The 15,368-nt window shown below is 57.4% G+C and carries 16 protein-coding genes; 12 read left to right on the forward strand and 4 right to left on the reverse strand.

What is annotated here, in order from left to right; genetic code table 11:
- Window positions 1-7 precede the first annotated feature (7 nt).
- The 3 genes from AWJ19_RS10980 to AWJ19_RS10990 all read left to right on the forward strand — a co-directional run bounded on the left by AWJ19_RS10980 (window position 8) and on the right by AWJ19_RS10990 (window position 2,717).
- Window positions 8-640, forward strand: a complete 633-nt coding sequence (locus tag AWJ19_RS10980; protein ID WP_068723677.1) for an NAD(P)H-binding protein — start codon at window positions 8-10, stop codon at window positions 638-640.
- Window positions 641-889: 249 nt separating this feature from the next.
- A complete protein-coding gene (locus AWJ19_RS10985) occupies window positions 890-1,318 on the forward strand; it encodes a hypothetical protein (protein ID WP_068723679.1) in 429 nt (142 codons plus the stop codon).
- Window positions 1,257-2,717 carry an NAD(P)H-hydrate dehydratase gene (locus tag AWJ19_RS10990; RefSeq protein ID WP_068723681.1) on the forward strand — a complete coding sequence of 487 codons (1,461 nt, stop codon included), beginning with the start codon at window positions 1,257-1,259 and terminating at the stop codon, window positions 2,715-2,717. Before AWJ19_RS10985 ends, AWJ19_RS10990 begins: the two co-directional genes overlap by 62 nt.
- 94 nt (window positions 2,718-2,811) lie before the next feature.
- Here AWJ19_RS10990 and AWJ19_RS10995 read toward each other — a convergent pair whose 3' ends face one another.
- Both AWJ19_RS10995 and AWJ19_RS11000 read right to left on the reverse strand, forming a co-directional pair.
- Complete coding sequence (locus AWJ19_RS10995; RefSeq protein WP_068723683.1) at window positions 2,812-3,267, reverse strand: hypothetical protein; 456 nt, start codon at window positions 3,265-3,267, stop codon at window positions 2,812-2,814.
- 26 nt (window positions 3,268-3,293) lie between these two features.
- Window positions 3,294-4,193: an SDR family oxidoreductase gene (locus AWJ19_RS11000; protein WP_068723684.1), complete on the reverse strand. Its 900-nt coding sequence runs from the start codon at window positions 4,191-4,193 to the stop codon at window positions 3,294-3,296.
- A gap of 157 nt (window positions 4,194-4,350) precedes the next feature.
- Here AWJ19_RS11000 and AWJ19_RS11005 point away from each other — a divergent pair, with 157 nt between their 5' ends.
- The 3 genes from AWJ19_RS11005 to sdaAA all read left to right on the forward strand — a co-directional run bounded on the left by AWJ19_RS11005 (window position 4,351) and on the right by sdaAA (window position 6,497).
- Window positions 4,351-4,767 (forward strand): GNAT family N-acetyltransferase, encoded by a 417-nt coding sequence (locus tag AWJ19_RS11005; RefSeq protein WP_068723686.1) that lies wholly within the window; start codon window positions 4,351-4,353, stop codon window positions 4,765-4,767.
- A gap of 111 nt (window positions 4,768-4,878) precedes the next feature.
- The gene (gene sdaAB, locus AWJ19_RS11010; RefSeq protein WP_068723687.1) at window positions 4,879-5,589 is read left to right on the forward strand and encodes an L-serine ammonia-lyase, iron-sulfur-dependent subunit beta; all 711 of its coding nucleotides are present in this window, start codon (window positions 4,879-4,881) and stop codon (window positions 5,587-5,589) included.
- Window positions 5,586-6,497 carry an L-serine ammonia-lyase, iron-sulfur-dependent, subunit alpha gene (sdaAA, locus tag AWJ19_RS11015; protein WP_068723689.1) on the forward strand — a complete coding sequence of 304 codons (912 nt, stop codon included), beginning with the start codon at window positions 5,586-5,588 and terminating at the stop codon, window positions 6,495-6,497. Before sdaAB ends, sdaAA begins: the two co-directional genes overlap by 4 nt.
- Window positions 6,498-6,565: 68 nt before the next feature.
- Here the strand turns inward: sdaAA and AWJ19_RS11020 are convergent, their stop codons facing one another.
- A complete protein-coding gene (locus AWJ19_RS11020) occupies window positions 6,566-6,868 on the reverse strand; it encodes a hypothetical protein (protein ID WP_039878138.1) in 303 nt (100 codons plus the stop codon).
- 347 nt (window positions 6,869-7,215) lie between these two features.
- On the opposite strand from AWJ19_RS11020, the gene AWJ19_RS11025 reads away from it, so the two are divergent.
- The gene (locus AWJ19_RS11025) at window positions 7,216-7,410 is read left to right on the forward strand and encodes a YwbE family protein (RefSeq protein WP_068723691.1); all 195 of its coding nucleotides are present in this window, start codon (window positions 7,216-7,218) and stop codon (window positions 7,408-7,410) included.
- A 325-nt stretch (window positions 7,411-7,735) separates the two neighbouring features.
- Here AWJ19_RS11025 and AWJ19_RS34730 read toward each other — a convergent pair whose 3' ends face one another.
- Window positions 7,736-8,641 carry an HNH endonuclease gene (locus AWJ19_RS34730; protein ID WP_128083571.1) on the reverse strand — a complete coding sequence of 302 codons (906 nt, stop codon included), beginning with the start codon at window positions 8,639-8,641 and terminating at the stop codon, window positions 7,736-7,738.
- Between the two features lie 208 nt (window positions 8,642-8,849).
- On the opposite strand from AWJ19_RS34730, the gene AWJ19_RS11035 reads away from it, so the two are divergent.
- The 5 genes from AWJ19_RS11035 (at window position 8,850) to AWJ19_RS35785 (ending at window position 15,319) form a co-directional block, all read left to right on the forward strand.
- Complete coding sequence (locus tag AWJ19_RS11035; RefSeq protein ID WP_068723692.1) at window positions 8,850-9,332, forward strand: hypothetical protein; 483 nt, start codon at window positions 8,850-8,852, stop codon at window positions 9,330-9,332.
- 51 nt (window positions 9,333-9,383) lie between these two features.
- Window positions 9,384-10,400 (forward strand): LacI family DNA-binding transcriptional regulator, encoded by a 1,017-nt coding sequence (locus tag AWJ19_RS11040; RefSeq protein ID WP_068723694.1) that lies wholly within the window; start codon window positions 9,384-9,386, stop codon window positions 10,398-10,400.
- Between the two features lie 98 nt (window positions 10,401-10,498).
- Entirely contained in the window at window positions 10,499-11,836 is a 1,338-nt protein-coding gene (locus AWJ19_RS11045) for a glycoside hydrolase family 30 protein (RefSeq protein WP_068723696.1), read from the forward strand.
- 31 nt (window positions 11,837-11,867) lie between these two features.
- Window positions 11,868-15,053, forward strand: a complete 3,186-nt coding sequence (locus AWJ19_RS36460; protein WP_241781690.1) for a hypothetical protein — start codon at window positions 11,868-11,870, stop codon at window positions 15,051-15,053.
- Window positions 15,026-15,319, forward strand: a complete 294-nt coding sequence (locus AWJ19_RS35785) for a hypothetical protein (RefSeq protein WP_068723697.1) — start codon at window positions 15,026-15,028, stop codon at window positions 15,317-15,319. The genes AWJ19_RS36460 and AWJ19_RS35785 overlap by 28 nt, the downstream gene beginning before the upstream one ends.
- The last annotated feature ends 49 nt before the right edge of the window (window positions 15,320-15,368 follow it).

Below are 15,368 nucleotides of genomic sequence, written 5' to 3' on the forward strand. Positions count from 1 at the left end.
ACGGAAGATGGATGTAGTGGTAATAGGAGCGTCAGGAACCATTGGAAAGGCCATTGTACAGGAAGCGTTAAAAAGAAAACATGAGGTAACCGCAGCCGTCCGTAATCCGGAATCGGTGGGGCTGCAGCACGAACGTCTGCAGGTTGTACGGGCGGATGTGCTTGATCCGGCATCTGTTGCCGCGGCAGTAGCAGGGCACGGTGAAATAATCAGCGCCTTCGGGCCTGATCCGGGGCAGGAAAATGACCTGCTCAGAGCGGCAGATTCCTTGATTGAAGGGCTGCAGCAAGCCGGTGTAGAGCGTCTGATTATTGTAGGGGGTGCAGGCAGCCTGAAGACAGAATCGGGAGAATGGCTGATGGATACGGCCGGATTCCCCGAAGAGCTTCGACCGCTGGCTGCAGCGCATGCACATGCTTATGAAATTTACAGGGGCTCAGAGCTGGATTACACCTATATCAGCCCGCCTGCAGCAATCGTCCCCGGCCGCCGGACCGGCATGTTCCGGATTGGCCTGGACCGGCTGATTACCGATGAGAACGGCGAGAGCAGCATCAGCGTGGAGGATTTTGCCGCAGCCGTGGTTGATGAGCTTGAGGAAGGCAATTTCAGCCGGGAACGGTTTACAGTAGCGTATTGATTCACCATAATAAGCGGGGCGGGCTGCAGCCGCAGCCGGCCCAAAGGGGATTGTTCCCCTGCGCAGAGGGGTAAGACTTATTGCATATGATGCTGTAAGGCTTGCCTTTTTTGGTTATGCGGGTTGATTTCAACTAAACTGCAATTGCATGGCGAGTTGGAATAATTAAGCGGCGTTTTTTCAACTAGACTGGATAAGAGCAAGCCTGCCTTAATGTTAGTTAATTAATCCGGGAAGGGGTTGGAGTAAATGAATCTGGTCACGGCAGAGGAAATGCGGCAGCTCGACCGTATGACGATAGACAAGCTGGGTATTCCGGCCATTGCGCTAATGGAAAATGCCGGGCGTGCGATTGCTGAGGAAGTGATTGCCTTATGCCGGCGTAAGCAGAATAGCAGCGGAAACAGCTGGTGCGGTGAAATAGAGCTTGGCTCAGACTGGTCTACGGATAGTGATATTGTGCGCAGTAGGAGCGGTAGCGGAAGCAGTAAGATTGCCAGCAGCGGGGGCTGTGTTACCGGGGGGACTGGGCACAGCATAAACGGCGGCTGGAATGCCGGAAGTGGAGGGAAAGGAGATGGCGGCATAGGCCTGGGCTGGAACGGTGGCGGTGAAAATGGCTGGTGCGGCGGAGCGCAGCCGCCGCAGGAATTCAGGGTCAGCGCGACCGGGCGCTGACCTGGACACCGCGCGCGAGCACTGGCTGATCCTGGTCGGCAAAGGCAACAACGGCGGCGACGGCCTCGCCGCGCCAGGCACCTGCGTGAGGCGGGCCTCGCCGTCACGCTGGTGTACGCGGCCGCGCCGCAGACGCTGGCCGGGGAAGCCGCCGGTGCAGCGTGCTGCTGCTGCGGCGCTGGGGCTTCCGGCCGTTGTCCACGGCCGGAACAGCATCGACTTTGCCGGGTGCACCGGCATCGTCGATGCCCTGCTCGGCACCGGAAGCGCGGGAGCGCCGCGCGGTGCCTATGCGGACCTGATTGCCGCGGCAAATGCCAGCGGCAAGCCGATTGTGTCCGCGGACATCCCCAGCGGGCTGGACGCGGACACGGGGGCGCTGCATGAGCCTTGCATTCATGCGGCGGTGACGGTCTGCCTCGCGCTGCTCAAGCGCGGTCTGGTGCAGTATCCCGGCGCGGGAGCAGCCGGGAGGGTGGTGGTCCGCTCCATCGGCATCCCCGCTGCTCTGGCCCGGGAGGCCGGGGTGCAGGCCAGCCTGCTGACCCCGGAAGTGCTGAAGACACGTCTCGGGGTCGACGTGTCGCGCCGCCGCTCGCCCGAAGGCCACAAGGGCACTTACGGGCATGTCCTGCTGGCGGCGGGAAGTCTGTCCATGAGCGGCGCCGGGCTGCTTGCGGCACGGGCCGCGCTGCGGGCAGGGTGCGGTCTGGTGACCTGGACACTGCCTGCAGCGCTGCTGCCCTATGTAATCGGTGCCGCTCCGGAGATCATGCTGGCTGCAGCCGGCGGGGGGGAGGACGGCACCTGGAATGCGGGGACGGCCGCGGAGGTGCTGCGGCTTGGCGGGAAGCGTGATGCGGTTGCCACAGGTCCCGGGCTGGGCCGGTTTGCCGGAGACCAGGAATGGCTCCGCATGCTGTGGGAAGGGATCGGCAGCCCGCTGGTGCTGGATGCGGATGCCCTTAATATTCTGGCGGAATGTAACTATACGGAATGGTCCAGTCCCGGCAGGCCGGTTATTCTAACCCCTCATCCGGGGGAAATGGCCCGGCTCGCGGGCGTATCCACGCCGGAGGTACAGCGTGACCGGATCGGTCTTGCCCAGGCTTATGCCATAAAGCACGGCGTGGTCCTTGTACTCAAAGGCTCTCACACCGTAATTGCCTCGCCTGAAGGGGAGGTCTATGTCAACACCACAGGCCATCCGGGAATGGGCACGGGCGGAGCAGGCGATGTGCTGACGGGAATGATAGCCGGCCTGCTCGCCCAGGGTCTGGATGCCGTCCAGGCAGCAGCCTTCGGCGTGTATCTGCACGGACTGGCCGGCGAGCGGGCGGCCGGCTCACGGAATGATCCGTCGGCACTGGTCGCGGGAGATATTATCGAGGCGCTGTAGAAGCCGCCGGATGGATCTGCATGAACGGGGCTGCTGAATGATCGCACACGGATCATCTGTCAGCACCGGTAAGCGGAAGCCTTACTAATTCTACCTACTGCAGAACCAGACAGAGCAGCGGTACGAAGAGGGCGAATACAGGCAGCAGCAGCGGGTAGCGTTCGCCGGCCAGCTGGGCGAGGCGGAACAGCAGCAGGATGCCGATGCCGTACAGGCCGCAGGTCTGTGTATCTCCGCCCTGCTCTGAAGCAAGCCACAGGCCGGCCCCGAATCCGGCAGCGGCGTAGAGGATGAGCGAAGGGATGAGCCTGGAAGAACGGAACATGGACAACAGGGCGTCGGCAATCAGTGCAGCCGGCAGGGCATAGGAATAGATGGCATAAGGGACTGAGACCGGCCAGCCTTCCGGAATCCCGTCCGTATACGGGAGCCGGAGCAGGATAAGGGAGACCAGCATAAAGGTCAGCCCGGCAGCGGACAATTTGGACAGGGCATAGATGCCCGCCGACAGTCTTACAGAAGGCAGGTCGTACTCTTTGATTTTGTTCATCTGAAAACGTCCTTTCGGGTTTGATGTCAGCTTGTGACCATATCTCCTCCATTGACATGAATGCAGGTGCCGGTTACGTAGGCTGAATCAGGGCCGGCTAAATAAACATAAGCACCAGCAAGCTCATAGGGCTGTGCCGCCCGCCCCAGCGGCGTATCGGTTCCAAATATACTGACTTCGTCGGCAGGGAAGCTGGAAGGGATCAGCGGAGTCCATACGGGGCCTGGGGCAACACTATTGACGCGGATTCCGCTTTCGGCAAGCGACAGGGCAAGGGAACGTGTGAAGGTGACGACAGCGCCTTTGGTCGAGGAATAATCAATGAGCTCCTTATTGCCCTGGTAAGCGGTAATCGAGGCGGTGTTGATGATGGATGAGCCTTTTGCCAGATGCGGCAGTGCGGCCTGGCTCATGAAAAAGAACGGAAAAATATTGGTCTGGAAGGTCTGGTACAGCTGCTCTTCCGTAATGTCCAGAAGGCTGCGCTGGGGGTACTGTACCGCGAGGTTGTTGACAAGTATATCCAGCTTGCCCAATGTCTGCACGGTCTGCTCCACCGCCTGAAAGCAGTTTTGCCGGTACCGCAAATCTGTCTCAATCCGCAGGCAGCGGCGGCCAAGCTGTTCGATGCGCCGTGCTGTATCATTGGCATCAGAGGCCTCATACAGGTAGGCAATAGCCACGTCCGCCCCTTCCTTGGCGAAAGCGATAGCCGCCGCCTTGCCGATCCCGCTGTCCCCGCCGCTGATCAGGGCCACCTTGCCCTTTAGTCTGCCGCTGCCGCGGATTTCCGGATCTTCACTGATCGGCCGGGGATTCATTAGGCTCTCCAGTCCGGGCTGGCGGTTCTGGTGCTGCGGGGGAAAAGCGATTTTTTGTGTGCGGCATACCGTCTGTTCCCCGTAAAAGGGATATGTTGGGTTCATTGCGCTGTACTCCTCCTTGCGTGCTGCCGGTTTTGTATATTTCTATGCATCCGCCCAGAAAAGCGTGCGCTTTCTGCGGCATAAGCCGGCGGAAATGACCGGGCGGTTACGTATGCTGCTGTACCTGAATTGAATAATAGAAAGGTGGATAAATAAAATGCTGTATCGTGCAATGGTAGCAGAGGATTATGACGCAGCCTGCAGGCTGTGGGAAAATACGGCGGGGATGGGCCTTAGCGAAGCCGATTCGCGGGAAGGCATTCTGCAGTTTCTCGGGCGGAATCCGGGCCTGAGCCAGGTATGCGAGGAAGAAGACGGCACACTTGCCGGTACGGCCATGTGCGGGCACGACGGACGCAGGGGATATATGTATCATGTAGCCGTCAGTACAGCCTGCCGGGGTAAAGGGGCCGGCCGTGAGCTGGTCTCCCGTGCGCTGGCGGCCCTTCATAAAGAAGGCATAGCGAAATGCCATCTGATGGTCATTGAAGGCAATACGCTGGGACGCAGCTTCTGGTCGGGAACCGGCTGGCAGGAGCGGGACGGCCTCGTACTCTTTTCACAAAATACATAATGAAGCAGCCGTTCTTAGGTGACAATGAATGTAATGGTGTAGGTTCTGCGTTCGTGCAGTATAATGTATAGGCAATTAATATGGCGAACTTAATAAAAGGTGATCAGAACAATGCGCTTCAAGGATGTATTCTCAATAATCGGGCCCGCTATGGTCGGCCCTTCAAGCTCTCATACCGCCGGTGCCGCGCGGATCGGCCGGGCTGCACGTCAGGTGCTGGGTGAAATGCCGCGTGAGGCGGAGGTTATTTTCTTCGGATCCTTTGCCGCCACTTATCAGGGACATGGGACGGACCGGGCGATTATCGGCGGACTGCTGGATTTTGCAACGGATGACCACAGGCTGCCTGATTCGGTTGAATTGGCTGCTGAAGCCGGAATGGATATTTCCTTCCGTCAGGGCACAGGCCTGTTCCCGCATCCGAATACGGTAAGGCTCCGTCTTGTCGGCCGGGACACCGGTACGGAGCTGACGCTGACGGGAATCTCCATCGGCGGCGGAAATATTGAAATTGTGGATATCGACGGCTTCGGCGTGAAGCTGACCGGGATGTATCCTACGGTGCTGATTAATCATATGGACTATCTGGGCGTGCTGGCCAGCGTTACGGATGTCATGCGCAGGGGACAGTTTAATATCGGCCATATGTCGCTTGACCGCAAAAACCGCAGCGGCGCGGCACTCACCGTGCTGGAGCTGGATGAGCCGGCAACAGCCGGGCTGCTGCAGGAGCTGCAGGCCCTCACTGCCGTGAAGTCGGTCAAAGTGGTGGACTTGAACGGAGTCAAGCAAGAACAGAAAGGGAAGGAAAGCACACCATGAATTTTCAAACACTGAGCCAGCTGGCTGTATTATGCGGGGAGCGGGGGCTCGGCATCGGGGCGCTGATGCTGGAGGAGCAGAGTGCGGAATCGGGACGTCCGCGGGAACAGGAATTTGCTACAATGAAGGAATATTACGGAGTCATGAAAGAGGCGGTACACCGCGGGATGACCCAGGATACCACCTCGCGCAGCGGTCTGACGGGCCTTGATGCCCAGCGGGTAGGTGCTTATAACGCGGCTAGTGAGCCATTACTGGGCGGACCCGCCGGACAGGCGATGGCCTATGCACTGGCGGTATCGGAAGTGAATGCCTCGATGGGCCGGATTATAGCGACTCCGACAGCAGGCTCCTGCGGCATTATTCCGGGAGTCTTTCTCAGCTGTCAGGAGCGTTTCGGCTGGGATGACGATTATATGGTTTCGGGGCTGTTTGCCGCAGGGGCGATCGGCTATGTTATTGCCAATAATTCCTTTGTATCCGGAGCGGAGGGCGGCTGTCAGGCAGAGGTTGGTTCGGCGATCGGCATGGCAGCCGGGGCGCTGACGGAGCTGCGGGGCGGAACGCCAGCCCAGGCTGTCCATGCCGTGGGGCTGGCCCTCAAAAATACGCTTGGCCTGATCTGCGATCCGGTAGGCGGACTTGTCGAAATTCCCTGCATCGTACGCAACGGCTTCGGGGCTGTTACTGCCCTTGCTGCTGCGGATATGGCGCTGGCAGGCGTACGCAGCGTGATTCCTTCAGACGAAGTGATCAAGGTGATGCTGGAGGTCGGCTCAGCCATGCCTGAGAAGCACCGGGAGACCGCCGGAGGCGGTCTGGCCCAGACACCGACCGGCCGGCAGATTATGAAGGATTTGCGGAACAAGAAGAGTCAAGGTGCAGGAGGACCGGCTGATAAAGGTTAGGATTTATAGCATTTTGTAGCGGTTTGTAGGGTTAGTAGCAGTTTGTAGCATTCTGTAGCAGTCTATGTCTATAGCATACGGAACCGTTCCAGCTGCTCCCACATTCCCTCGCGCCGGAGAATCTCCGGCTGCTTCGGACCGAGCAGGTCGAAGTGGGGAAAAGGTCTGCGGTTATGGATATATTGCGGGGGAAGTCCGTTCTGCTCACACCAGCGGCGTAGACGGGGGAGGTCGCTGCAGCCTACTTTGGTTACGGTGGTTATACCCGGGAACCGGGGATCAATCCAGTAATGTGTCAAAAAAGCGATCTCCCCCCGCAGGACCGCCGCTTTCCACTGGTTCAGTTCTTCTCTGTTAATTCCGAAGGCCATAGCTGTCTCATCCTTATCCTTGGGGTAATTGTCGGCCGGCTTCATGCCATTTTATTGATGTTTACCTTGCAGGAGCGATTCTCCAGGGTATTGTATTACTGATTATGCTAAGTGGAAAATCGCCATCTATTTCCGGGCTAAAGGCAAAATAGAGCAGACTAAATGGAAAAAAGACATCTAAATCTGCTTATTTAGCCCATAATAGTGTTAATGGTCAAAAATAAGTGGCGATTTTCACCTAATGCTTAGAAAGTTTGAGAAGTGGTGAAACTAGTTGCCGAAAATCCACTTAGTTAGAGCTCCATTAATAGTGTGGCTTCATTGCAGCTTACGAAAGGAGGCTTATCATGAACGGACAGGTCAGAGCAGACATCCGTCCCGGGCTTGAGGTGGATATTGTGCTGAAGCAGGATCAGGCTACAGGCAAGCTTACACATGGTACAGTCAAAGACATTCTGACCAATTCGCCCCGCCACCCTCATGGAATCAAGGTGCGGCTGGCTGACGGGCAGGTCGGCCGCGTCAAGCATATCAGCGGCTGATTACCCAGCCGGTTATCTCAGAAGCGGCCGGATACTGGTTTATAACAACCAACTTTAAAGCGTTTTTCGCTGTCTGTTATAGCGTAGCTAATACGCAAAAAGCAGTTACACAAGCACCCGCATTATCACACAGTGTCTACTGACACGGCTGATATAAAGTCCGGGTGCTTTTTTATTGCAAGCTCCCCGCACGCTCTGCACGTTTACCGCACGCCCGCTGCTTCACACCGCAGCTCACCGCATGCCCTGCAAGCTCACCGCCCGCTCACCGCCCACTGCCCGCACGCTCCCGGCCACTGCCCGCCCACTGCCCGCCTACTCCCTCTCAGCGCCGCATGAATTCCTCCACATCCATATCCGCTTTGGTCTGGTTGCACAGGTTACAGGCACAGACACAGTTGTCGGGAGTGGTGTGGCCGCCTTTGGCCCGGGGCAGGAGATGGTCGATCGTGTCACCGTACAGGCCGCAGAAATGACATGTATAGTTATCTCTTGTCAGAATCAGCTTCCGGAAATCCTTGTTGCTGTACAGGCGGCGGATGGTCCGGCGGTTAACCACGACAGCAGCGTGCTCGCGGACCAGCGTAACGGCCAGCTCCAGATCAATCTCCTGGTGCCAGCGCCGCCCCTTGTCACTGTGGCCGCGCATCAGTATCATCCCTTTGGCCGAGGGTACGAGCGCGGAGTAATCATCAGGCTCCGGCTTTGGCCACCCGCCCAGCGGAGGCTTCCGCCGCTGCTCGACCGGGCGCGGGCGAGGTTTGGCCCGTTCACCTGCACTTGAGGCAGAGGATTTGCTATCCCTGGAGCGTACCGGCCGGGAGTGCGGCTTAGGCTGCGCTGTCTTGGGCTCGTGCGGTGCATCCCCTCTTGCAGGAACAGTCTTGATAGTCTGCCGGGCAGCAGACACTGTATGCTGTGCAGCACCTTGGTCCGCTAGAACCGCAACGGCCGCCTGGCGGGCAGAAGGTGCGGCTGTGTGGGCTGCTTGACCATTCTTCCCGGCCGAAGCAGATGCAGCAGGCTTCACAGGAGCTGAAAAAACTGCACCCGGCACCGGCGGGAGCCCGCTTACGTCTGCTTTGCCGCGGATCTTGCGGCACTCCCGGCACGCGCCCCGGCGGGATTGCCCTTTGGACCGTTTGCCCGTCCGTCTGCGGAATTCGGTAAGCGGCTTATGCTGCTGACAATATGCACATTGTTTGGAAACAGGCAGGCTGGTATCGGTCATAGGTATATTAGGAGAGACGCTCTGTCTGCGTCTGTCCGCTCCATTTATTTTTTAAAAGATAATCTGTAGTTCCAGTATAACGTAAAGCGCGCTCATTCACACGGCAGGGGGAAATAACAGGTCTTTCACCATTATGTGATATCTGTCTTGGCATCCCGCAGGGAAAAGCTGTAAACTCTATAAAAAATGCGGAAATGGGGAGCGGATCATGGGACAGCTGAAAAAGAGGCCTGGCACCGTTATTATTCTATATGTGCTGCAGGCTTTTCTGGGAATTGGGGCGATCGGCGGCGGGGGGATGCTGCTGGTTGATCCGAGCGGTGAAATGATGGGGATGCCGGTCTCTGTGCTGGAAAGATCGCCTTTTGACAGCTTTATGATTCCGGGCCTGCTGCTGCTGCTTATCTTCGGGGTCCTGCCGCTGGTTGTGCTCTACGGGCTGGTGAAGAAGCCGGACTGGCAGCGGTTTGCCGGATTGAATCCGTTCAAGGGTCTGCATCCTGCCTGGACCTTCTCGCTGTATCTTGGCTTCGGGCAGATCATCTGGATTCTGGTGCAGACGTACATGATGAATGCGGTCTCTGCGGTTCATGTATTCTATACCTGTCTTGGCCTGCTCATTCAGGCGGTTACCCTGCTGCCTGCGGTACAAAAATATTTTATGCTGGACGGCTCTGCTGAAAGAAGTTAGAATGGCAGTGAACAAAAAAGGGCTTTCATAAAACCCTGGAGGTGAACCGGATTGACTACCATTTATGATATCGCCAAAAAAACCGGTTACTCTCCGACTACGGTATCGAAGGCGTTCAATAACTATTCCGATGTGCGCGCAAAGACACGGGAGGAGATTCTGCGGACGGCCCGGGAGATGGGCTATCTGCCGAATGCGCATGCCCGTACGCTGACTACCAAGAAATCCTGGACGCTCGGCGTTCTTTTTGTGGAAGGAACAGGAGCGGGTATCCGCCATCCTTTTTTCGGAGCGGTAATTGAAAGCTTTAAGCAGATCGCTGTAGACAAGGGCTACGCCCTGATGTTCATCTCAAAGGATGTCGGCGGCAAGCAGAGCGGATATCTGGAGAATTGCCGGATTCATGGCGTGGACGGGGTTGTCGTGTTCCTATCCGATTATGAGGATCCTTATTTCCTCGAGCTTCTGGAGAGCAATATTCCTACGGTGATCCTGGACTATGAGACGCCAAAATCTCATACCGTCTGTTCGGATAATATGGCCGGAGCGATGATGGCGGTGGACTATCTGACCTCACTTGGACACAGCAGGATTGCGCATATCTCGGGCGGAGTGAATACGGTTCCCGGCAATCAGCGCCAGGAAGGCTATCTTGCGGCCATGAAGCGTCACGGCAATGAGCTGCGGGAGGAGTATATCGTCGAGGGTGAGTTCTATGTGCTTGAGAACGGCTACACTGCCATGCAAAAGCTGCTGGCTCTGCCGGAGCGGCCTACGGCTGTATTTGCTTCCGGCGACATGCTTGCGCTCGGTGCAATGATGGCGGCTAAGGACAGCGGCTTGTCTGTACCCGGAGACATCTCGGTTATGGGCTATGACGATATTGAGCTTGCCCGCTATGTGACGCCTGCGCTGACAACGGTCCGGCAGGATACGGCGAGTCTGGGAATCCGTGCTGCAGAGGTTTTGCTTGCATCGGTTGACCGCAAGGGGAACGGTATGGAGGCTATCGTACTGCCCGTGGAAGTGATTGAGCGGGAATCCTGTGCGCCTCCTGGTAAGAAATAGAGCGTTTCTTCCAGGACGCACTTTTTTTTCGCCACAATCAAACCGGTTTCGATTTTGTAGGTCTTGTTTTTATATTTTATTTAAGGAGATGGGTTCAGATGGTAACTGTACAAACGGTAGTGACGGCAAAAGAAACCGGGGAGCGCCTAAGCCGGCGGGAAGCTCTGGTGTTCGGGCAGAGGGGCAGCGGGCAGACAGCAGATATAGAGCTTCATCCGGAGCAGGAGTTCCAGCGCATCATTGGTTTTGGCGGCGCTTTCACTGAAGCTGCGGCCTATACGCTGTCGCGGATGAGTCCGGCCAGACGGGCGGAGGTGATCCGCAGCTATTTTCACCCGGAGGAGGGCCTGGGCTACAGCATGGGGCGCGTGCATATTCACAGCTGTGATTTTGCGCTCGGCAATTATACGTATGTGCAGGATCAGGATACGGAGCTGGCCACGTTCGATATATCACATGACCATCAGTGGGTGCTGCCGCTGATTAAGGATGCCATGGAGGTCAAAGGAGGTTCCTTTACGATGCTCGCTTCCCCCTGGAGCCCGCCGGCCTGGATGAAAACCAATGGGGAAATGAACAACGGCGGTTCGCTGAAGCCGGAATATGCCGCTGTCTGGGCGCGTTATTACACGAAGTTTATCGAGGCCTACCGCAAGGAGGGCATCCCGGTCTGGGCAGTATCAGTACAGAATGAGCCGGCGGCGGTGCAGACCTGGGATTCCTGTGTGTACAGCGCCGAGGAGGAGCGGGATTTTGTCAAAAACCATCTTGGGCCAGCCATGCACGAAGCCGGTATGGACGATGTGAACATCGTAATCTGGGATCACAACCGGGACATTATGATCGAGCGGGTTACGCCTATTTTGTCAGATCCGGAAGCGGCGAAGTATGTGTGGGGGACTGGCATCCACTGGTACGGCGGCGAGGAGTTTGAGAAGGTGGCAAAGGTGCATGAGCTTTTCCCGGATAAGCATGTGCTGTTCACGGAGGGCTGCCAGGAGGGCGGCGTGCGTCTGGGGGAATGGTTCACCGGGGAGCGCTACGGGCGGAATATGATCGGTGATCTGAACGCGTGGACAGAGGGCTATCTGGACTGGAATCTGGTGCTCGATGAGACCGGCGGGCCGAACCATGTGGGTAATTTCTGCGACGCGCCTGTGATTGCCGACACGGTTACGGATGAGGTGCATTACAACAGCTCTTATTATTACATCGGCCACTTCAGCAAGTATATCGCTCCCGGCGCTGTGCGGATCGGGCTGGAATCTGCGGTTGACGGCATTCTGTCCACGGCGTTCCGCAATCCTGACGGCAGCATCGCCGTTGTGCTGATGAACGAGAGCGATGAAGAGCGCAGGGCAACGCTTGGTCTTGGCAGTGAGCTGGCCGGTTGCCTTTTGCCGCCGCACTCTATTGCTACGCATGTGATTTCGTAAGGTGCACATCCAAATTTCAGGAGGTTATGATATGAGCCGCTATTATTTTGATTCGGGCCAATTTGTAATGGAGCAGTTTCATGAAAATAAACCGTTTGCCAGCTTCCTGCCGGGGCTTGCCGGACTTAAGGGTATTCCCATGTGGACGTTCTATGTAAACCGCGGTCAGGGGGTTTGCGGCTTCGGGGTGCGCGACAAAAACTCGCCGATCATGGAGTTCTCCCCGGCCAGCATCTCCTACAAGAACGTGGCATCGTCCGGGTTCCGCACCTTTATTAAGCTGGCGGAGCGTGCAGAGATTTATGAGCCGTTCCAGTCCTCGCATCCGGATCCGGCGGTGAAGCGGAAGATGACGATCCTGCCGAACGGGCTGACGATTGAGGAAGAGCATGCCGGACATGGACTGAAAACGACGGTTCATTATTTTAATCTGCCTAACGATGATTATGCAGCGCTGGTGCGGCGGGTGGAGATTGAGAATACAGGCGGTGCAGAGCTGTCTCTGGAGCTGCTGGACGGTCTGCCGGAGATTCTTCCTTACGGATCGGCGAACAGCGCCTACAAGGAAATGGGTAATCTGCTGCGCAGCTGGATGGAGGTTTACAATCTGGAGCATGGTATTCCGTTCTATAAGCTGCGGTCCAGCACAAACGATGATGCTGAGATCAGCGAGATTCAAAACGGCCATTTCTATCTGTCGTTTACGGCGGAAGGGGAGCTGCTGCGGCCGGTTGTTGATTTTGAGGTGATTTTCGGGGCTAATACATCGCTTGCTTATCCGGACCGCTTCGCCGGTCTCACGCTTGATGAGCTGCTTGCACAGCCGCAATATCCGGTAAATAAGGTGCCCTGCGGCTTCAGCGGTATTCAGCGGACATTGGCTCCGGGCGGGAAGCTGACACTGAACACCATTATCGGGCATGTCAGCGACATCGACAAAATCAACCGCAAGGCTGACCGGCTCTGCCGCGACGCATATATCACCGGCAAAATGCGGGAAGCGGCCGAGCTGACCGAGAATCTGACGGCGGATATCGCTACGCGCACCTCCTCCGCTATATTTGACGCGTACTGCCGTCAGTCCTATCTCGATAATTTTCTGCGCGGCGGGTACCCGTTTATTTTTGACAATGGAAAAGAAGGGTTTGTCGTGCATCTGTATTCACGCAAGCACGGTGATATGGAGCGGGATTATAACTTTTTCTCGCTTGCTCCCGAGTACTATTCGCAGGGCAACGGGAACTTCCGCGATATGAACCAGAACCGGCGTAATGATGTGTTTTATCATCCGCAGGTCGGCAGCTTTAACATCAAAATGTTCTACAGCCTGATCCAGGCGGACGGCTATAATCCCCTAAGCGTGCAGGGAACGAGCTTTGAGGTGCTGCCGGAGCATGCTGCGCAGCTTAAAGAGTGGGTTGAGAGCTCTGCGGCGGATCATCATGCTGAGCTTGCAGCGCTGTGTCTCGGCAAATTTACACCAGGCCAGCTGATTAATTACATCGCGGATCATCAGGTGCAGCTCAAGGCGGATGAGCAGGAATTCCTCAGCGGTGTGCTGGCCCTGTCCCGGCAAAATATCGAGGCCGCCTTCGGTGAAGGCTTCTGGAGCGATCACTGGACCTACAATCTGGATCTGGTTGAAGGCTATCTGGAGGTATTCCCGGATAAGCTGGCAGAGCTGCTGTTCGGTGACGAGTCCTATACGTTCTACGACAGCCCTGCCTACGTGCTGCCGCGCAGCGAGAAGTATGTGATCAGCGGCGGCAAGGTGCGGCAGTACGGCGCACTGCTCGAGGATGAGGAAAAGCTGCACCGGCTGCACCGCAAGGCCGGCGATACCCAGTGGCTGCGCACGGAAGGCGGCACCGGGGAGATTTACCGCACCAGCCTGTTCGTCAAAATGCTCTCGCTGGCGCTGAACAAGTTCGCTACGCTCGACCCATACGGCATGGGCGTGGAGATGGAGGGCAATAAGCCGGGCTGGAATGATGCGATGAACGGCCTGCCGGGCCTGTTCGGCTCCGGGATGAGTGAGACGTTTGAGCTCAAGCGGATGCTGGTGTTTATGCTGGAGGCGCTCGGGAGTTTAGTAGTGCCGGAAGTAGAGGCCGCGCGGGAGCTGGCAGGGGCACGGGAGCTGCAGGAGATGCAGGAAGCACAGGGATGGCCTGGAGTACAAGGTGCGCAGGATTTGCAGGGAGTAGAAGGATTGCAGGATTTGCAGGGATGGCAGGAAGGACAAGGAGCACAGGGATTGCAGGCAGCGCAGGAGTTGCAGGAGTCACAAGGGGCGCAGGAGCTGCTGACGGGCTTGGGGGCTGCCGGCGGCATAGTATCGCTGCCCGTAGAAATTGCGCTGCTGCTGGAACGGGTGCTGGGGGCAGTAACTAAGCTGTTGGCTGGCGGGCTGGATGACTTCGGCTATTGGGACACCGTTGCTTCAGCACGCGAGACTTACCGGGAGAGCATCCGCTTCGGTATTAACGGTGAGCAGGCGGAGGTAAGTCTGGCTGTAATCCGTGAAGCATTGGGCAAATTCCTGGATAAAGTAAATACAGGGATTGAGCGGGCGGTGACGCTTGGCGGCGGGCTGGTGCCGACGTACTTCCGCTTTGAGGCGGTGCGCTACCAGCCGGTAACGGATGAAGCGGGCAAGCCGGTGATCAGCGGCTATGGTCTGCCTAAGGCAATAGTAGAGGAATTCGAGGCTGCAGCTCTGCCGTACTTCCTGGAAGGGCCGGCCCGCTGGCTCAAAACGCTGGACAGTCATGAGCAGGCCAAAGAGATTTATAGCAGGGTTAAAGGCAGCGGCCTGTTCGATCCGGTAACCTCAATGTACCGCACCTCGGCATCGCTTGAGGCGGAATCACACGAGATCGGGCGCATCCGGGCCTTCACACCAGGCTGGCAGGAGCGGGAGTCGAATTTCCTGCATATGTCTTACAAGTATCTGCTGGCCCTTCTGAAGGGAGGGCTGTACGAGGAATTCTACAGTGAGATGCGAACCTCGCTGATTCCGTTCCTTGACCCGGCCGTATATGGCCGCAGCACGCTGGAGAATTCCTCCTTTATCAGCACGGGCGGGAATCCGGACCCGCTGACCCATGGCCGGGGCTTTGTGGCCAGACTCAGCGGCTCGACTGCAGAGTTCCTGAGCATGTGGAAAACAATGATGGCGGCAGCCGGATGTTTGCCTTTGAGGGCGGCGAGCTGACGCTGGAGCTGGCACCAGCGCTCCCTGGCTGGCTGTTCGATGAACAGAGCGAGCTGATGTTTACCTTCCTGGGCGGAACGGAAGTGACGTACCATAACCCGCGCCGGGCCGATACGTACGGAGTGGAGCGGGCGGTCATCAGGCAGCTTACGCTGACCTATGGCGACGGAAGCAGCCGGCAGGTTGACGGGGCGCTGCTGCGCGGTGCGGAGGCGGAAGCCCTGCGCCGGGGCGAGATCACCGCAATCCGGGCGGAGCTGGTGTAAGGTGTTTGAGGGGGGCCGCTGAGGCCCCCCTTTTTTTGCTGTTCAGGCG

This window comes from Paenibacillus sp. DMB5, assembly GCF_001517085.1.
Classification (GTDB): Bacteria; Bacillota; Bacilli; order Paenibacillales; family Paenibacillaceae; genus Paenibacillus_AQ.